This is a genomic window from Streptomyces sp. NPDC059582 (assembly GCF_042735715.1).
In the GTDB taxonomy this organism is placed as follows: Bacteria; Actinomycetota; Actinomycetes; order Streptomycetales; family Streptomycetaceae; genus Streptomyces.
This window is the reverse complement of record NZ_JBHWCC010000006.1, coordinates 200,293-218,255: the sequence shown is the minus strand read 5'-3', so window position 1 is coordinate 218,255 and position 17,963 is coordinate 200,293. Positions and strand designations below refer to the sequence as shown.

The 17,963-nt window shown below is 71.3% G+C and carries 17 protein-coding genes; 5 read left to right on the top strand and 12 right to left on the bottom strand.

The features are described 5' to 3' along the window. Positions 1-567 precede the first annotated feature (567 nt). Positions 568-1,593 carry a tryptophan--tRNA ligase gene (gene trpS, locus ACFV0T_RS08610; protein ID WP_385775912.1) on the top strand — a complete coding sequence of 342 codons (1,026 nt, stop codon included), beginning with the start codon at positions 568-570 and terminating at the stop codon, positions 1,591-1,593. Here trpS and ACFV0T_RS08605 read toward each other — a convergent pair. Continuing rightward, positions 1,533-2,510, bottom strand: coding sequence for a GlxA family transcriptional regulator (locus ACFV0T_RS08605; protein ID WP_385775934.1), 978 nt, complete (start codon positions 2,508-2,510; stop codon positions 1,533-1,535). The genes trpS and ACFV0T_RS08605 overlap by 61 nt on opposite strands. A gap of 150 nt (positions 2,511-2,660) precedes the next feature. On the opposite strand from ACFV0T_RS08605, the gene ACFV0T_RS08600 reads away from it, so the two are divergent. After that, complete coding sequence (locus ACFV0T_RS08600) at positions 2,661-3,245, top strand: cysteine hydrolase family protein (RefSeq protein WP_385775910.1); 585 nt, start codon at positions 2,661-2,663, stop codon at positions 3,243-3,245. 51 nt (positions 3,246-3,296) lie between these two features. Here the strand turns inward: ACFV0T_RS08600 and proC are convergent, their stop codons facing one another. The 3 genes from proC to ACFV0T_RS08585 all read right to left on the bottom strand — a co-directional run bounded on the left by proC (position 3,297) and on the right by ACFV0T_RS08585 (position 5,943). Beyond that, complete coding sequence (gene proC / locus ACFV0T_RS08595) at positions 3,297-4,106, bottom strand: pyrroline-5-carboxylate reductase (protein WP_385775908.1); 810 nt, start codon at positions 4,104-4,106, stop codon at positions 3,297-3,299. 197 nt (positions 4,107-4,303) lie between these two features. Next, positions 4,304-5,074 carry an ABC transporter permease gene (locus tag ACFV0T_RS08590; protein WP_385775906.1) on the bottom strand — a complete coding sequence of 257 codons (771 nt, stop codon included), beginning with the start codon at positions 5,072-5,074 and terminating at the stop codon, positions 4,304-4,306. Continuing rightward, on the bottom strand, positions 5,071-5,943 hold the full coding sequence (locus ACFV0T_RS08585; RefSeq protein WP_385775904.1) for an ABC transporter ATP-binding protein: 873 nt from the start codon (positions 5,941-5,943) through the stop codon (positions 5,071-5,073). Before ACFV0T_RS08585 ends, ACFV0T_RS08590 begins: the two co-directional genes overlap by 4 nt. A 238-nt stretch (positions 5,944-6,181) precedes the next feature. On the opposite strand from ACFV0T_RS08585, the gene ACFV0T_RS08580 reads away from it, so the two are divergent. Beyond that, positions 6,182-7,618: a SulP family inorganic anion transporter gene (locus ACFV0T_RS08580; protein ID WP_385775902.1), complete on the top strand. Its 1,437-nt coding sequence runs from the start codon at positions 6,182-6,184 to the stop codon at positions 7,616-7,618. Here the strand turns inward: ACFV0T_RS08580 and ACFV0T_RS08575 are convergent. The 4 genes from ACFV0T_RS08575 to ACFV0T_RS08560 all read right to left on the bottom strand — a co-directional run bounded on the left by ACFV0T_RS08575 (position 7,585) and on the right by ACFV0T_RS08560 (position 9,858). Then, on the bottom strand, positions 7,585-8,358 hold the full coding sequence (locus ACFV0T_RS08575; RefSeq protein WP_385775900.1) for a class I SAM-dependent methyltransferase: 774 nt from the start codon (positions 8,356-8,358) through the stop codon (positions 7,585-7,587). The genes ACFV0T_RS08580 and ACFV0T_RS08575 overlap by 34 nt on opposite strands. A 257-nt stretch (positions 8,359-8,615) precedes the next feature. Continuing rightward, complete coding sequence (locus tag ACFV0T_RS08570) at positions 8,616-9,134, bottom strand: EamA/RhaT family transporter (protein ID WP_385775898.1); 519 nt, start codon at positions 9,132-9,134, stop codon at positions 8,616-8,618. A gap of 42 nt (positions 9,135-9,176) precedes the next feature. Further along, positions 9,177-9,518 (bottom strand): hypothetical protein, encoded by a 342-nt coding sequence (locus ACFV0T_RS08565; protein ID WP_385775895.1) that lies wholly within the window; start codon positions 9,516-9,518, stop codon positions 9,177-9,179. A gap of 28 nt (positions 9,519-9,546) precedes the next feature. Beyond that, a complete protein-coding gene (locus tag ACFV0T_RS08560) occupies positions 9,547-9,858 on the bottom strand; it encodes an SH3 domain-containing protein (protein ID WP_385775893.1) in 312 nt (103 codons plus the stop codon). A 182-nt stretch (positions 9,859-10,040) separates the two neighbouring features. On the opposite strand from ACFV0T_RS08560, the gene ACFV0T_RS08555 reads away from it, so the two are divergent. Then, the gene (locus ACFV0T_RS08555; protein WP_385775891.1) at positions 10,041-12,128 is read left to right on the top strand and encodes a serine/threonine-protein kinase; all 2,088 of its coding nucleotides are present in this window, start codon (positions 10,041-10,043) and stop codon (positions 12,126-12,128) included. A gap of 47 nt (positions 12,129-12,175) precedes the next feature. On the opposite strand, the gene ilvD is transcribed toward ACFV0T_RS08555, so the two are convergent. From ilvD to ACFV0T_RS08535, 4 genes are all read right to left on the bottom strand, one after another. Further along, positions 12,176-14,029, bottom strand: coding sequence for a dihydroxy-acid dehydratase (ilvD, locus tag ACFV0T_RS08550; protein WP_385775889.1), 1,854 nt, complete (start codon positions 14,027-14,029; stop codon positions 12,176-12,178). A gap of 190 nt (positions 14,030-14,219) precedes the next feature. Continuing rightward, on the bottom strand, positions 14,220-14,825 hold the full coding sequence (locus ACFV0T_RS08545; protein WP_385775887.1) for a TetR family transcriptional regulator: 606 nt from the start codon (positions 14,823-14,825) through the stop codon (positions 14,220-14,222). Next, a complete protein-coding gene (locus ACFV0T_RS08540) occupies positions 14,822-15,646 on the bottom strand; it encodes a sugar phosphate isomerase/epimerase family protein (RefSeq protein WP_385775885.1) in 825 nt (274 codons plus the stop codon). Before ACFV0T_RS08540 ends, ACFV0T_RS08545 begins: the two co-directional genes overlap by 4 nt. Before the next feature lie 366 nt (positions 15,647-16,012). Further along, positions 16,013-16,945, bottom strand: a complete 933-nt coding sequence (locus ACFV0T_RS08535) for a Ppx/GppA family phosphatase (protein ID WP_385775883.1) — start codon at positions 16,943-16,945, stop codon at positions 16,013-16,015. Positions 16,946-17,028: 83 nt separating this feature from the next. Between ACFV0T_RS08535 and ACFV0T_RS08530 the strand changes: the two genes are divergently transcribed. After that, positions 17,029-17,877, top strand: a complete 849-nt coding sequence (locus ACFV0T_RS08530) for a hypothetical protein (protein ID WP_385775881.1) — start codon at positions 17,029-17,031, stop codon at positions 17,875-17,877. Positions 17,878-17,963: the final 86 nt, after the last annotated feature.

Sequence of the window (17,963 nt, the reverse complement as noted above, 5' to 3'; positions counted from 1 at the left end):
GATTTCCTCGGTGCTTTCCAGGTTCCCGCTTCCGCGTTTCCCTTTCCGGCGGTTCCGACTCTATCAGATCCTTTCGGGCCTGACTCCCAGTCAGAAGGGGCTTGCCTTCCCGGCCGCTGGGCCGTTCCGACGAGTGAGACTTTAGCGGATTCCCGGCTCCCGAGCTAATCGGGGGGCCGTGTCCTTTCGAACGCGGATTCCTCATTTCGCTAATACGCATGCCAATGAAACAACGCAGACGGGCAGACATGCCGACTGATCGTCGAGTGTTGGTTGGTACCTGCGAAATGGCTGTCCGGGGACCGACCGGGGTCGGCGCTCACGTCGGACAACTCGGAGAACATTACGCACCCGATCGGGGTGTGTCAACCCACCCCCGCGCGGGCCCCATGGTGCGTAGGCTGGCTGACGTGACTACGCGTACGTGCACCCAGCTGTGGTGGGCCGCCTGACGGCGGCCGTACACACGTATGTACTCAAACGGCCGCCGCTTCGGCGGCCGTTCTCGTTTCTCCCTCCAGAGGGTCGGCCGGCCGGGTGCGGCGGTCTCGATCAGGAGGACGAGAGATGAAGCGGGTTTTCAGCGGGGTCAAGCCGACCGGGCATCTGACGCTGGGCAACTACCTGGGGGCCATGCGGCAGTGGGCCGCGGTCGACCAGCACCGGGCGGACTCGTTGTTCTGCATCGTCGACCTGCACGCGCTGACCGTCGAGCACGATCCGGGCCGGGTGCGCCGACTGAGTCGGCAGGCCGCGACGTTGCTGCTTGCGGCGGGGCTGGATCCCCGGCTGTGCACCGTCTTCGTACAGAGCCATGTGGACGAGCACGCACGGCTGTCGTACGTGCTGGAGTGCGTGGCCACCGACGGCGAGATGCGGCGGATGATCCAGTACAAGGAGAAGGCCGCGCGTGAGCGGGAGCGCGGCGGGAGTGTGCGGCTGTCGCTGCTGACGTATCCGGTGCTGATGGCGGCGGACATCCTCGCCTACGGGACCGATGAGGTGCCGGTGGGGGACGACCAGGCGCAGCACGTGGAGCTGACTCGGGATCTGGCCGTGCGGTTCAACCAGCGGTACGGGCAGGCGTTCGTGGTGCCGCGGGCGACGCATCCGCCGGTGGCGGCTCGGGTCATGAATCTTCAGGAGCCGACGTCGAAGATGGGAAAGAGCGATGACGCCGGGCCGGGGATCGTCTACCTGCTGGACGAGCCGGACGTGGTGCGCAAGAAGGTGATGCGGGCGGTGACCGACAGCGGTCGGCATGTCGGGTACGACCGGGCGGAGCGGCCGGGCGTGGCGAACCTGCTGGAGATCCTCGCCGCCTGTACGGGTGGGAACCCCGAGGCCTTGGGCGGTGTATATGAGTCGTACGGCGCCTTGAAGAAGGACACCGCGGAGGCAGTGGTCGAGCTGCTCAGGCCCGTACAGGCCAGGCACAAGGAGTTGTGCGCGGATCCCACGTACGTGGAGGGGGTGCTGCGGGATGGTGCGGCGCGGGCGCGGGCGATGGCCCGGCCGGTCGTGGATACCGCCTATCGCGCGATCGGGTTGTTGCCACCGGTCTCGCAGACGGTGGTGAACGCGGCTCGGTAGGCGCGCGGGCTGGTGGCGAGGCGCGAGGCGAAGTGCTGGCGCGTCGTGACCTCGCTGCCGAAGCCCGCGCGGCGGGCGACCTCTGGCATGGGGAGGTCGGTGCGTTCGAGGAGCTTCTGAGCCGCTGCGACGCGCTGGTCGAGGAGCCAGCGCAAGGGGGTGGTGCCGGTCTCCGCGGTGAAGTGGCGGGCGAAGGAGCGCGCGGACATGCCGGCGCGGGCGGCCAGGTCGGCGACCGTGAGCGGCTGGTCGAGGTGGCGCAGGGCGTGTTCGCGGACGGCGGCGAGGCTGTCGGCGTCGCGGTACGTGTGCGGGGTGGGGTGCTCGATGAACTGTGCCTGTGTGCCGGTTCGGAAGGGGGCGGTGACCATCGAGCGGGCGATGGTGGCGGCCGCTTCGGCACCGTGCGCGGTGCGGACCAGATGCAGGCAGAGGTCGATGCCGGCCGCGGTACCGGCGGCGGTCCAGATGTTGTCGTCCTCGATGAAGAGGGCGTCGGGGACGACGCTGACGTGGGGGTGGTGGGTGCGGAGGTGGTCGATCAGGTTCCAGTGGGTGATGGCGCGCCGCCCGTCGAGAAGACCTGACTGGGCGAGGGTGAAGGCGCCGCCGCACAGCGCGGCGAGGGTGGTGCCGCGGGCGTGGGCGCGGCGGAGGGCGTCGAGGACGGGGGCGGGTGCGGGGGTGAGGTGGTCGTCGAGGCCGGGGACCACGATCAGGTCGGCCTGGTCCAGCCAGCTGAGGGTGCGGTCGGGGAGGAGCGTGAGGCCGCCGCGCATCGGGACGGGGGTGGTGTCGGGGGCGACTCGGCGCAGGTCGAAGGCGGGGGCGCCGCGGTCGGTGCGGTCGGTGCCCCACACCTCGGTGATGACCGAGACGTCGAAGGCGCGGACGCCCGGGAAGGCGACCAGGGCCACGCGGTACGGGCGGTCGTTCGCGTGCTCGTTCCAGCGGTCCTTCTTGCGGTCCGCCGGGCCCTGGGAGCTGTCCACGAGTGGCAGTAAATCATCGATCGCTGTCTTTTGCCCCGCTGGGGCGGTCGTGCTCCCGGCGGCAGGATCGTGGACATGGAGATCGCAGAGAACGCAGCGTTGGTGGTCGTCGACGTACAGAAGGGCTTCGAGGAGCTGGGCTTCTGGGGGCAGCGGAACAATCCCGGGGCCGACGACAACATCGCGTCGCTCATCGACGCCTGGCAGGAGACCGGACGACCCGTCGTCTTCGTACGGCACGACTCGTCGAACCCTCGGTCGCCGCTGCGGCCGGGATACGAGGGGAACGAATTCAAGGAGTACGTGGAGCGGCGGCGCGGGAAGGAGGCCGGGGCGGAGCTGCTGCTCACGAAGACGGTGAACTCGGCGTTCCTGGGGACGCCCGATCTGGACGCGTGGCTGAGGGCGGCGGGGATCTCGCAGGTCGTCGTGGCCGGGATCCAGACCAACATGTGTGTGGAGACGACGGCGCGGATGGGCGGGAACCTCGGTTATGAGGTGGTGGTCGCGTATGACGCGACGTACACCTTCGACCTCGAAGGCCCGTTCGGCTGGCGGCGTGCTGCGGAGGAGCTCGCGCAGACGTCGGCCGTGTCGCTGCACGGTGGCGGGTTCGCGCGGGTGGTGACCACGCAGGAGGTCCTGGGCGCGGTGGGGTGAGCTGCGACGCCGCCCCCGGCGACGGGGGCGGCGGGGTGGAAACGGCGTGGGTCAGTTGTTGCCGGAGGCCAGTTCGCGGCTGCGGTCGCGGGCGGCTTCGAGGGCGGCGATGAGGGCGGCTCGTACGCCGTGCTTCTCGAGTTCGCGGATGGCGCTGATGGTGGTGCCAGCGGGGGAGGTGACGTTCTCGCGGAGCCTGACGGGGTGTTCGCCGCTGTCGCGGAGCATGGTCGCGGCGCCGATCGCGGACTGGACGATCAGGTCGAGGGCTTTGTCGCGGGGCAGGCCGAGCAGGATGCCGGCGTCGGTCATGGCTTCGACCAGGTAGAAGAAGTAGGCCGGGCCCGAGCCGGAGAGGGCGGTGCAGGCGTCCTGCTGGGACTCGGGGACGCGGAGGGTCTTGCCGACGGCGCCGAAGATCTCCTCGGCGTGGGCGACATGGGCGGCGGTGGCGTGGCTGCCGGCGGAGATGACGGACATCGCCTCGTCGACGAGGGCGGGGGTGTTCGTCATGACGCGGACGACCGGGGTGCCGGTGGTGAGGCGTTCCTCGACGAAAGCGGTGGTGATGCCGGCGGCGCCGCTGATGATCAGGCGGTCGGCGGGCACGTGGGGGGCGAGTTCGTCGAGGAGGGCTCCCATGTCCTGCGGTTTGACCGTGAGGATCAGGGTGTCGGCGGTCTTGGCGGCCTCGGCGTTGGTGACCGGGGTGACTCCGTAGCGGCTTCGGAGTTCCTCGGCTCGTTCCGGGCGGCGGGCGGTGACCAGAAGGTCCGACGGGGCCCAGCCGCCGCGGATCATTCCGCTGAGCAGGGCTTCGCCGATCTTGCCGGTGCCGAGGACTGCGACGTTCTGGGTCATGGCTGGGCTGCCTCCGAGGGGTGCGTCGTCCGTGTTCATCCTCGCACCGGGGGGCTTCGGCCCGGGTGAGGTGTCCGGTGGGCGGACGTGGCGCGGCCCTGTTCGTCCGTGAGCGCCGGACGGGCGCAAGGGCCCCGGCCGGCGCTGCGGAGTGACGTCGCGGAGTGGGGCGGATCGACTCCGCGGAGTCGGGCGGGTCAGGCGGTTCGGCGGCGCAGGGTGGCCGCTCCGAGGCCCAGTACCAGCAGTGCGCAGCCCGCCACGATCAGCACGTCCCGGACGAAGGTGGCTGTCATGTCGGTGTGCTTCAGGACTTCGTTCATGCCGTCGACCGCGTAGGACATGGGGAGGACGTCGGAGACGCCCTTCAGGACCGGGTGCATGTTGTCGCGGGGTGTGAAGAGTCCGCAGAGCAGGAGCTGCGGGAAGAGCACCGCGGGCATGAACTGGACGGCCTGGAACTCCGAGGCCGCGAAGGCCGAGACGAAGAGGCCGAGCGCGGTGCCCAGGAGCGCGTCGAGCAGGGCCACCAGGAGCAGCAGCCAGGGCGAGCCGACGACGTCGAGGCCCAGGAACCAGACCGCCAGACCCGTGGCCAGGGCCGACTGGATGATCGCGAGGATGCCGAAGGCGAGGGCGTAACCGGCGATCAGGTCGCCCTTGCCGAGGGGCATGGCGAGGAGGCGTTCGAGGGTGCCCGAGGTGCGTTCGCGCAGGGTGGCGATGGAGGTGACGAGGAACATCGTGATCAGCGGGAAGATCCCGAGGAGGGAGGCGCCGATGTTGTCGAAGGTGCGCGGGCTGCCGTCGAAGACGTAACGCAGCAGGACCAGCATCAGGCAGGGGATCAGGATCAGCAGCGCGATGGTGCGCGGGTCGTGGCGGAGCTGGCGCAGGACGCGGGCCGCGGTGGCCGTGGTGCGGGAGATGTTGAGGGCGGCGGCGGGAGCCGGGGCTGTGGCGCTCATCGGGCTGTCTCCTTCGCGTGGCCGGCCGCGACGGCCTCGTCCACCAGGTGCAGGAAGGCCGCCTCGACCGTTTCGGAGCCGGTGCGGGCGCGGAGGGCGTCGGGGCTGTCGTCGGCGAGGATCTCGCCGGCGCGCATGAGGAGGAGGCGGTGGCAGCGCTCGGCCTCGTCCATGACGTGGGAGGAGACGAGGAGGGTCGCGCCGCGGGATTCGGCGATGTGGTGGAAGAGGTTCCACAGGTCTCGGCGCAGGACGGGGTCGAGGCCGACGGTCGGCTCGTCCAGGACCAGGAGTTCGGGGGCGCCGAGGAGGGCGACCGCGAGGGAGACGCGGTTGCGCTGGCCGCCGGAGAGATTGCCGGCGAGGGAGTCGGCGTGGCTGGTGAGGTCGACGTCGGCGATGGCCCGGGTGACGTCGGCACGGCGACGGTCGGCGGCGACGGGGGTGCCTCCGCGCGAGCGCGTTCGAGCGTTGGGGAGACCCGGGTCGAGGATCGCGGCGAAGTAGTCGAGGTTCTGGCGGACCGTCAGGTCGTCGTAGACGGAGGGGGCTTGGGTGAAGTAGCCGATGCGGGTGCGCAGGGCGGGGTGGCCGGCGGGGCGGCCGAGGACGTCCAGGGTGCCGGTGACCTTGGCCTGGGTGCCGACGATCGCGCGCATGAGGGTCGACTTGCCGCAGCCGGAGGGGCCGAGGAGGCCGGTGATCTGGCCGCGCGGGACGGTGAAGTCGATTCCGCGCAGGACGGTTCGGGGGCCGCGGACGACAGTGAGGGCTTCGGCGTGGATCGCAGGCGGGTCGGCGGTCCCGGCGCTGGTGCCGGCATCGGCTCCGGTGCCGGTTTCCGGCGGCTCCGGCATGTAATTCATCATGCGATGAATAATCCTCGGCAGCAGAGGCGCCGTCAAGTGGGTGCACACGGCGGCGCAGGCGCGCGGCGGTGGGATTGGACGCGGACCCTCCGGTTCATCCGCCTCCGTGTTCACCGGGTGCACACATGAATCGGCCCCCGGGTCAACTCCCGCTACCGACAATGGATTTCAGTTCGCCGAGCCCTCCCCCGGCTCGGCGCCCACGCATCTCCCGCTGTCGACCGGAGGTGCTGCTGTCATGCGCCGTGGCGTACGCAAGGCCGATCTGTTCGCTTCCCTCGTCGTGTTCCTCGTCGCCCTGCCGCTCTGTGTGGGCGTCGCCATGGCCTCCGGCGTGCCCGCCGAACTGGGCCTGGTCACCGGCATCGTCGGCGGGCTGGTCACCGGGGTGCTGCCCGGCAGCAGCCTCCAGGTGAGCGGACCCGCGGCGGGGCTGACCGTGCTCGTGTACGAGGCTGTCCAGGCCTACGGCCTGGAAGCGCTCGGGGTGTTGGTGTGCGCGGCCGGGCTGGTGCAGCTCGGGTTGGGCGCGCTGCGGCTCGGGCGGTGGTTCCGGGCCGTGTCCGTCGCCGTCGTCCAGGGGATGCTGGCCGGCATCGGTCTGGTGCTGGTCGCCGGGCAGGTCTACGCCCTCGGGGACGTGGCCGCTCCGGCGGGCGGGCTCGCGAAGCTCGCCGGGCTGGTGTCGCTGCCCGGCCGGATGGACCCGGTGGCGTTGTCGGTGGGCGGTGCCACCATTGCCGTACTGCTGCTCTGGCCGCGCTGGCGGCGGGGTGCGCGGCTGGTGCCCGCGCCGCTGGTCGCGGTGGCGTCGGCGGCGGCGCTGACGGCGGTGTTCGACCTGGACGTGCGGCGGGTCGAGGTGCGCGGGCTGCTGGATGTCGTACGGCTGCCCGAGGCGGCGGATGTCGGGCGGCTGACGGAAGTGGGGGTGATCGGGACCGTCGTGGCCTTCGCGCTGATCGCGTCCGCGGAGTCGTTGTTCAGCGCGGCGGCGGTGGACCGGCTGCACACCGGACCGCGCACGGACTACGACCGGGAGCTGATGGCGCAGGGCGCGGGGAACACCCTGTGCGGGGTGCTGGGGGCACTGCCGATGACGGCGGTGATCGTGCGCAGCGCGGCGAACGTGCACGCCGGGGCGCGCACCAAGGCGTCGCGGGTGCTGCACGGGGTGTGGCTGCTGCTGTTCACCGCCGTGCTGCCCGGGGTGCTCGGGGTGATCCCGGTGGCGGCGCCGGCCGGGCTGCTGGTGCACGCCGGGTGCAAGCTCGTGCCGGTGCGCGAGGTGCGGGCGCTGTGGCGCGGGCACCGCGGGGAGGTGGTGGTGCTCGGGGTGACCGCGGTCGCGATCGTCGCCGGGAACCTGTTCGAGGGGGTGCTGGTCGGGCTGGCGCTGGCCGTGGCGAAGACAGCGTGGGAGATCAGCCATGTGCACGTGGAGACCGAGGACCGCGGGGAGGCGGGGATCGTCGTACGAGTGCTGGGGCATGCGACATTCCTGCGGCTGCCGAAGCTGCTGGACGCGTTGGACGCGCTGCCGCGGGACCGGGAGATCCGGCTGGAGCTGGGCGGGCTGCGGCACCTGGACCATGCCTGCGCGGCGGCCCTGGAGGGATGGGCCGCCGCGCGGCAGGGGCGTCAGGGGGTCGCGACGATCAGCAGGACGTCGTAGACCTCCTCGACCAGGCCGGTCGGGAAGATCTTCAGGAGGTGCTCGCGCTCACGGGCGAGGAAGGCGTTCGTCGTCGCCTCGCCACGCACCAGGAAGATCGAGTGGCTGCCGATGTTGGCGAGGTGCGTGTCGAGCGGGACCGTGCGGCTCCAGCGGAGCACGCGCCGCGCATGGTCCGGGACGGCCGGCGCGCCCTCGAAGACGCATGCCGTCCGATAGCCGGACGAACCCTGCTTGTTGTCGTACTCGCCGCCGAAGTGGCGCCCGATGCGCTGTGCCTGGTCGGTGATCCACCCGACGTCGTGCGGGTCCGTGTTCCACCACAGCGCCAGCGCGCCGCCCGGACGCAGCACGCGCAGGGCCTCCGGGATCGCGTACGTGGGGTCGGTCCAGTGCCAGGCCTGGGCGTAGGTGAGGAAGTCGACGGAGGCGGTCGCGAGGGGAAGGGCGTTGCCGTTGCCGCGGACGAGAGGGACCTCGGGGAGGCTGCGGCGGAGCTGGGCCGCCATGCCCTCACCGGGTTCGACGGCGATCACGTCGGCGCCGCGGGCGTGCAGCAGGCCGGTCGCGATGCCGGTGCCGGCGCCTATGTCCGCGACGCGGGCGCCGTTCAGCGGGCGGCCCGCGAGGTCCTCGACCGCGTCGAAGAGGGCGGGCGGGTAGGCGGGACGGTTCGCCGCGTACTGGGCCGCGGCGGCGTTGAAGGAGTGGGCCCGGCCGGCATGCGAGGAGAGCGTCATACCGCCATGCTGACGCCGATGCTTGCGGGATACACCCGCTTTTGCCGACAGCGTGAGGGATCCGACGGGGGCTGGGGCCCTACGTTCGGATCGGGTCGGTCGTGGCCGACGGAGCTGATCGGCCGCCCGAGCGGGGTGTGGCGCGGGGCGGCCGCAGGGCGGAGGAGGGCGTCGACACGGAGCGTCGGCAACCGACGACAACGCCGCGGACGCGCCTGCCACACCCCGCGACACCGGGCTGATCCGAACGACAGGCCCTAGGAGCGGCGGCGCTTCTTCGACGGGTTGCCGGTGCGGCGGGTCGTGCGCTGCTCGAACCGCTGCCGGGCCGCCTCGTACCCCTCGCGGTGGAGCTTCTCTCCCGGGGCCTCGGTCAGGGAGCGGAAGAAGTAGGCGAGCAGCGAGCCGACGAAGCCGATGGCCAGCAGACCGCGCAGGGACGCCTGCCGCTCGGGGTCGGGGCGCTTGCGGAACGCCTCCCAGGTGTGGCCGAAGGCCAGCGCGCTGCAGATCGCGAACATGACGATGACGAGGAGCGTCACGAAGCTGCCGATGTCGGCGATCCGCAGGCCCTGGTAGGCGAAGCGCAGGACCAGACAGGAGACGACGGCCGCGGCGAGCGAGCCGACGGCCACGCCGACGCGGCGGGCCGGGTAGCCGTTGTCGTGGTTCACCCAGGTCGTGCCGAAGAGACGGAGGGGCTCGGGGCGGGGGGCGCCGCCCGGGTCCCCCGGGGAGCCCGCGGGGCTGGATGGGGTGTCGGTCTTGTCGCTCACCCTTTGATTATCGCTGGGGGGACCGCGGGCTCCTTGAGGGGATCAGGCGCAGCGTGAGGCGACGTAGCCGTCGCTGCCCGTGTTGACGTAGGCGTCCGAGACGAACTCGCCGTTGCTGATGTTGTCCCAGATGTTCGTCGTGCCGTACGTGCCCGTGACGGTCGTGCCCGGCATCTGGCAGTAGATGACGACCTTGGACGAGCCGGGCAGAGTGCGGGTGATGTTGTAGCTCGTGCCGGGTCCGCTGCGGACGTTGAGGCGGACGTCGGAGGTCGTGTAATAGCGCAGATCCGCGCTGGCCACCGTGGCGGAGCCCACCACCATGAGGAGGGCACCGGCGGCGGTACCCGCCACAAGAACGGATCTGCGTCTGCGGGATGTCATCGGTACCCCCTGGGTGATGGTGGCGATCTCAGGAGCAGCGCGGCCGGATGTAGCCGTCGCTGCCCGTGTGCACGTACGAGTCCGAGACGTACTCGCCGTCGTCGACGTTGTCCCAGATGTTGCTGGTGCCGTACGGACCCGCGACCGTCGATCCCGGCGTCTGGCAGAAGATCGGGACCTTGGCGCCCTCGGCCAGGACCCGGACGACGGTGTAGCCGGTCCCGGGACCGCTGCGGACATTGAGACGGACGCCCGGCGCGATCGAGTAGTACGTCAACCCGGCGGTGGCGGCCGCTGTCCCGGCTACGCCCGCTGCCTCTTCGACACGCTCAACAGACATGGAAACCCTCCCCCGTTGCACCCCATGACTGCCATGGGATCCCGTTGATTCCCCTGAATCACGCCACGAAACATACGTACGCAACTCGCACACAGAAGCCAGCGAGCCACCTCTGTCCCGTACGAGTCATCGACTAGGCTCCGTGCGTCGCGCGCGCCGACGATCAGCACGGGGGTGGTTCCATGGCGCCACAGCAGAACATCGGAGCGGGCGCGGAAGCGGAACTTCCCGAGTACGCCGGTCACTACCAACTTGAATCACGTCTGGGCTCCGGCGGCATGGGTGTCGTGCACCTGGCCCGCAGCGCCTCCGGGATGAAGCTCGCGGTGAAGGTCGTCCATGCCGAGTTCGCCCGGGATCCCGAGTTCAGAGGGCGTTTCCGGCAGGAGGTGGCTGCGGCGCGGCAGGTGAGCGGCGCCTTCACGGCGTCCGTCGTCGACGCCGATCCAGAGGCCGGACGGCCCTGGATGGCCACCCTGTTCATCCCCGGGCCGACCCTCTCCGACCAGGTGAAGCGGAATGGAGCCATGGACCCGGCGCAGTTGCGCCGGCTGATGGCCGGACTGGCCGAGGCGCTGCGCGACATCCACCGGGTCGGCGTGGTGCACCGGGACCTGAAACCGAGCAACGTGCTGCTCGCCGAGGACGGTCCGAAGGTCATCGACTTCGGCATCTCCCGGCCAAAGGACAGCGAACTGCGCACCGAGACCGGGAAGTTGATCGGGACGCCGCCGTTCATGGCGCCCGAGCAGTTCCGCCGGCCGCGGGAGGTGGGTCCCGCCGCGGACGTCTTCGCGCTCGGATCCGTGATGGTGCACGCGGCGACGGGGCGCGGGCCGTTCGACTCCGACAGTCCGTACGTCGTCGCCTACCAGGTGGTCCATGACGAGCCCGACCTGACCGACGTGCCGGAGGATCTCGCGCCACTCGTGCTGCGCTGTCTCGCCAAGGAGCCCGAGGACCGGCCCACGCCGGACGAACTCATGCGGGAGCTGCGGTCGGTGGCGGCCTCGTACGACACGCAGGCCTTCATACCGGCGCAGCGGCCCGGTGGTGCGTCCAAGCCGGAGCCCCGCGTCGAAGAGCCGGAACGGCGCCGCATCGGACGGCTGAGCAGGCCGACGGCTCTGCGGGCCGGGGCGCTCGGCCTCGCCGTGGTCGGCGCGCTGGTCGCGGCCCAACTCGCCGCCGGGGAAGGCGGGGCGCCCAGGAGTGCTGCACGGACGCCGTCCGCGGACTTCGGCGCGTGGGGGGCGACACCCGTGTCCGGAGCGAGCACACCCCATTGTTCGTACGGGGCAGGAAGGTTGGTCTGCGCGCAGCCGGGCGTGGTCTTCGCCCTCGATCCGTCCGACGGACACCTGTTGTGGCGGCACACCGTCGCTCGGACGCCCAGGAGCGGACCGCCGGTGGTGTCGGGTGGACGCGTGCAGCCGTCACTGGACAAGGGCCGACGTCTCGAGGCGCTCGATCCCGCCTCGGGTCGGGCGGCCTGGCAGCGGGACCTCCCCGCGTACAGCGGGCTGACGCGAGCGGGGGACATGCTCCTGGTCACCGGTGCCGACGGGAAGGTCTCGGGCGTGGACAGCGCTTCGGGCACCACGAAGTGGAACCGCCGGATACCGGGCCAGAGCGTGCCGTACTTCGCCACGTTCACCGATGACCCGCTGGCCTACACGGCGAGCCCGTCCGACGACGGAGCGGGCACACGGGTCACGGCGGTGGACCCGGGCACGGGTCACGTGCGTTGGGAGGCGGAGCTGAAGGGCTCGCTGAGGGTCGTCGGCGCGGGCGACGGGTCCGTCTCCTTCCTCTCCGTCGACGCGGTGTACGGGCACACGACGTCCGTGGTCCGCTACACCCCCGCCACCGGCGCGACGCGACGGGTGACGCTCACCGTCCCGCTCGAACAGGTCCACGCCACCGCGCGCGGGAACCTCGTCCACCTCATGAGCACCGGCGGATCACTGGTGGTCGTGGACATGGACGCGCGGCGGCAGTTGTGGAGCCTGGAGACGGGAGTGATCCGGGGCTCCACGCCGGTCTCCGACGGCCGGCACGTGTACATCACCACCCCCGACGGACGTCTCCTCGCCGCCGACCTCCGCAGCGGCAAGCTTCTCGGGCAGACTCCGCCGCGGCTGGACGCGAACTCCGGTCAGGTCGTCGCCGCGCTCCCCGAGCCGGTCGTCGACGGTCGGCACGTCTACGCCACCGCCCCCGACGGCACCGTCTTCGCCGTGGACGCCCGGCAGCCCTCGGCCTGGTGACATGTGGAGGGGGCCGTCCCCGAAAAGACGGCCCCCTCCACAGGACCTCAGCCCAGCTTGCTCACATCGCGCACGGCGCCCTTGTCCGCGCTGGTCGCCATCGCCGCGTACGCGCGCAGCGCCGCCGACACCTTCCGCTCCCGCTGCTTCGGCGCGAACACCCCACCGAGCGCCTGCTCGCGCCGGGCCAGCTCCGCGTCGTCGACGAGCAGGTCGATGGTGCGGTTCGGGATGTCGATGCGGATGCGGTCGCCGTCCTCGACGAGGGCGATCGTGCCGCCGGACGCGGCCTCCGGGGAGGCGTGGCCGATGGACAGGCCGGAGGTGCCGCCGGAGAAGCGGCCGTCCGTGATCAGTGCGCAGGTCTTGCCCAGGCCGCGGCCCTTGAGGAAGGAGGTCGGGTAGAGCATCTCCTGCATGCCGGGGCCGCCCTTGGGACCCTCGTAACGGATGACGACGACGTCGCCGTCCCTCACCTGTTTGTTGAGGATCTTCTCGACGGCCTCCTCCTGGGACTCGCAGACCACCGCGGGGCCCTCGAAGGTCCAGATCGACTCGTCGACGCCGGCCGTCTTCACCACGCAGCCGTCGACCGCCAGGTTGCCCTTGAGGACCGCCAGGCCGCCGTCCTTGGAGTACGCGTGCTCGGCGGAGCGGATGCAGCCGTTCTCCGCGTCCTCGTCGAGGGCCTCCCAGCGCTCGGACTGGGAGAAGGCCTCGGCGGAGCGGACGCAGCCGGGGGCCGCGTGCCACAGTTCGATCGCCTCGGGGGACGGGGAGCCCGCGCGCACGTCCCACGTCTTCAGCCAGTCCGAGAGGGACGGGCTGTGGACGGAGTGGACGTCCTCGTTGAGCAGACCGGCGCGGTGCAGCTCGCCGAGGAGGGCCGGGATACCGCCGGCCCGGTGCACGTCCTCCATGTAGTACGTGCGGTCCTTGGCGACGTTCGGGGCGACCTTGGCGAGGCAGGGCACGCGGCGCGAGACGTCGTTGATCTCGTCCAGGCCGAACGGGACGCCCGCCTCCTGGGCGGCGGCCAGCAGGTGCAGGATCGTGTTGGTGGAGCCGCCCATGGCGATGTCGAGGGCCATGGCGTTCTCGAACGCCGCGTGCGTCGCGATGTTGCGCGGCAGGACCGACTCGTCGTCCTGGTCGTAGTAGCGGCGCGTGATGTCGACCACCGCGCGGGCCGCGTCCTCGTACAGCCCCTTGCGGGCCGTGTGGGTGGCCAGGACCGAGCCGTTGCCGGGCAGGGACAGGCCGATCGCCTCGGTCAGGCAGTTCATCGAGTTGGCGGTGAACATGCCGGAACAGCTGCCGCAGGTCGGACAGGCGTTCTCCTCGATACGGAGGATGTCCTCGTCCGAGATCTTGTCGTTGACGGCGTCGGAGATCGCGTCGACCAGGTCGAGCGTGCGGACCGTGCCGTCGACGAGGGTGGCGCGGCCGGACTCCATCGGGCCGCCGGAGACGAAGACCGCGGGGATGTTCAGGCGCAGGGCCGCCATCAGCATGCCGGGCGTGATCTTGTCGCAGTTGGAGATGCAGATCACGGCGTCGGCGCAGTGCGCCTCGACCATGTACTCCACGCTGTCCGCGATCAGGTCGCGGGAGGGCAGGGAGTACAGCATGCCGCCGTGGCCCATCGCGATGCCGTCGTCGACGGCGATCGTGTTGAACTCGCGCGCGATGCCACCGGCCTCCCTGATGGCCTCGCTGACGATCCGGCCGACCGGCTGGAGGTGCGTGTGGCCCGGGACGAACTCCGTGAAGCTGTTGGCGACGGCGATGATCGGCTTACGGCCGATGTCCGCACCGGGTACACCGGAGGCGCGCATAAGGGCGCGGGCGCCCGCCATGTTGCGGCCGTGGGTGACTGTGCGGGACCTCAGCTCGGGCATCGCGCTCGCTCCTTCAGAGACTGCGATCAGAGACTTCTGACTGCTAACGAGCGTACGCCGGTCATCCAGGGGTCGGGACAGGGTGTCCGGAATGCGGGACGCATGTCTCACCCGGTACGGGATGTCAGGGACCAGGCGCGTCCGGGGGCCCGAGGTGCCTGGGGTGGTGCCGACGTGGCGGGAGTGCAGGTCAGGGGCCGGTGAGGTGTCCCTGCACGACCGGCGCCACGCGCGCGATGATCTGCTCCAGGTCCGCCGACGCCATCGGCTCCACCTTGATCACGTACCGCAGCATCGCGCAGCCCACGAGCTGGGCGGCCGCGAGTTCGGCGCGCAGTTCCGCGTCCGGCAGGTCGACCTGGGCGGCGATGCGGCGCAGCAGTTGGGAGGCGACGAGACGGCGGAAGACCGCGGCCGCGGTGTCGTTGTTGACCGCGGAACGCAGGATCGCCAGCAGGGGCACCCGGGTGGCGGGGCTCTCCCAGACGCCGAAGATGAAGCGGGTGAGGCGTTCGCCGACCTCGTCGGACGGGCTGTCGGTCAGTGCCGTCGGCGCGTTCAGCGCGGGGGCGAAGGCGACCTCGATCGCGGCCTCGAAGACCTGTTCCTTGGTGCCGAAGTAGTGGTGCACCAGCGCCGGGTCCACACCGGCCGCCTTCGCGATACCGCGCACGGACGTCTTCTCGTAGCCGCGCTCGGAGAACTCCTCCCGGGCGGCGGCCAGGATCCGCTCGCGGGTGTCGGCGGACTCCGCGCGAGGGGGCCGGCCACGCCTGCGGGCCGTGGCGCCGGTCACCTGCGGGGCACCTTCGCCGCGGACGCCAGGTGCAGACGGGTGAAGGCGAGCGCCTCCGCCAGGTCGGCCTCGCGTTCGGCGCTGGACATGGCCCGGCGGGTGTTGACCTCGATGACGACGTGCCCGTCGAAGCCGATCCGGGCGAGCCGCTCCAGCAGCTCGGCACAGGGCTGGCCGCCACGGCCGGGGACCAGGTGCTCGTCCTTCCCGGAGCCGGTGCCGTCGGCCAGATGGACGTGCCCGAGACGGTCGCCCATGCGGTCGATCATCTGGACCGCGTCGGTGCGGGCGGTGGCGGTGTGGCTGAGATCGATCGTGAAGTGGCGGTAGTCGTCCTTGGTGACGTCCCAGTCGGGGGCGTACGCGAGCATCTCGCGGTCGCGGTAGCGCCACGGATACATGTTCTCCACGGCGAACCGCACATCCGTCTCGTTCGCCATCCGCCAGATCCCGGCGACGAAATCGCGCGCGTACTGCCGCTGCCAGCGGAACGGCGGGTGGACGACGACCGTGCTCGCGCCGAGCTTCTCGGCGGCCGCACGCGCGCGCTGGAGTTTGATCCAGGGGTCGGTGGACCACACCCGCTGGGTGATGAGCAGGCACGGAGCGTGCACGGCGAGAATCGGGATGCGGTGGTAGTCGCTGAGCCGGCGCAGCGCCTCGATGTCCTGGCTGACCGGGTCGTTCCAGACCATGACCTCGACGCCGTCGTAGCCGAGGCGCGCGGCGATCTCGAAGGCCGTAGCCGTCGACTCCGGATACACGGAAGCCGTCGACAGGGCGACCTTCGCATCCGGGATGCGCACGACTGGTTCTGCCACGAAGGACAGCGTACGGGGCCTTGCTTCGCGCCGGGGAGCGGGTCGACGGGCAGGCGCGGCACCCGGCCATACGTTCGGCTCGGCGCGCGAGCGGGCGTACGGGCAGGCAGGCGTACGGCCGAACGGGCGTACGGGCCTACGGGCCTACGGGCCTACGGGCAGGCAGGCGTACGGGCGTACGGGCCTACGGGCCTACGGGCAGGCAGGCGTACGGCCGAACGGACGTACGGGCAGGCAGGCGTACGGGAGGGCGCGTGAGCAGATGTGCCTCGTGCGGCCCCCATGGCCACCCACTGCCCGCTCCCGCCCGGCGCCCCGGCCTCGGACCCGCAGGCCGGCGCCTCAGGACATCAGGCCGTCAGGCCGTCACGCCGACCCCATGTGGTCCAGCCTGCGCAGGATCACGCCCTCCCGCAGCGCCCAGGGGCAGACCTCCAGCGCGTCGACGCCGAACAGGTCCATGGCTCCCTCGGCGACCAGCGCGCCCGCCAGCAGCTGGCCCGAGCGGTTCTCCGAGACACCGGGCAGCTCGGCACGCTGGGCGGCCGTCATCCCGGCCAGCCGGGGCACCCAGGCCTCCAGGGACTCCCGCTTGAGCTCACGCTGGGCGTACAGGCCCTCGGCGGAGCGGGCTGCGCCCGCGATACGGGCCAGCTGCTTGAAGGTCTTGGACGTGGCGACGACGTGGTCGGGGGATCCGAGACGGCTGAACTCCCCCACCGTGCGGGCGATCTGGGCCCGGACGTGGCGGCGCAGCGACCTTATCGCCTCGGGGGCGGGCGGGTCCCCGGGCAGCCAGCCGGCGGTGAGGCGGCCGGCGCCGAGGGGCAGCGAGACCGCCGCGTCCGGCTCCTCGTCCATGCCGTAGGCGATCTCCAGGGAGCCGCCGCCGATGTCCAGGACCAGCAGCCTCCCGGCCGACCAGCCGTACCAGCGGCGGGCGGCGAGGAAGGTGAGTCTGGCCTCCTCGGCCCCGGTGAGCACCCGCAGCTCGACGCCCGTCTCGGTCTGCACGCGCGCGAGGACGTCGTCGGCGTTGCTGGCCTCGCGCACGGCGGAGGTCGCGAACGGCAGCAGGTCCTCGACGCCCTTGTCCTCGGCGGCCTGGAGCGCGTCCCGGACGACGGAGATCAGTTTGTCGACCCCGTCCGGGCCGATGGCTCCGTCCGCGTCCAGGAGTTGGGCGAGGCGCAGTTCCGCCTTGTGCGAGTGCGCGGGCAGCGGGTGTGCGCCGCGGTGCGCGTCCACCACCAGCAGATGCACCGTGTTCGATCCCACGTCGAGGACACCGAGTCTCATACGGGAAACGCTACTGCCAGGCACGCTGTGCTCCGGTCTCGGTGCGGTCCCGGACGTACCCCCGAGCGACTTACCCTGGACGGGTGCCAAAGACGAAAAAGGCGAAGGACGAGAAGTCGGCCAAATCCACCAAGGGTTCTTCGCAGGCGAAGGCGCCCAGGTCGAAGCAGGCCCCCGCGATGAGCGACGAGAAGGGGCTGGACTTCGCGCGCGCGTGGGTGGAGTTCCCGGATCCGGCGGACGACGAGCAGGTCTTCCGGTGCGATCTGACCTGGCTGACCTCGCGCTGGAACTGCATCTTCGGCAGCGGCTGCCAGGGCATCCAGGCCGGCCGCGCGGACGACGGGTGCTGCACGCTGGGCGCGCACTTCTCCGACGAGGACGACGAGAAGCGGGTCGCCGGGCACGTGGCCAGGCTCACTCCGGAGATCTGGCAGAACCACGCCGTGGGCACCAAGACCGGCTGGGTCTCCGAGGACGACGAGGGCTCCCGGCAGACCCGCCCCTACCAGGGCTCGTGCATCTTCCAGAACCGGCCCGGCTTCGCCGCCGGCGCGGGCTGCTCGCTGCACCTCCTCGCCTTGAAGGAGGGCCGCGAGCCGCTGGAGACGAAGCCGGACGTCTGCTGGCAACTGCCGGTGCGGCGCACGTACGACTGGATCGACCGGCCCGACGACACGCGCGTGCTCCAGGTGTCGATCGGTGAGTACGACCGCCGGGGCTGGGGTCCGGGCGGCCACGACCTGCACTGGTGGTGCACGTCGGCGACCTCGGCGCACGGCGCGGGCGACCCGGTGTACGTCTCCTACCGGCCCGAGCTGATCGAGCTGATGGGCAAGGCCGGCTACGACCGCCTGGTCGAGCTGTGCGAGGAGCGGCTCGCCTCGCAGCTGCCGCTGCTGGCCCCGCATCCCGCGGACCCGGTGGTCTGAGGGCTTACAGGGCCGAGGCACAGGGTCTACAGGGCTGAGAGCGGGGGCCTGAGCACCGCAGGAACGGGTGGCCTGAGGAACCGGTG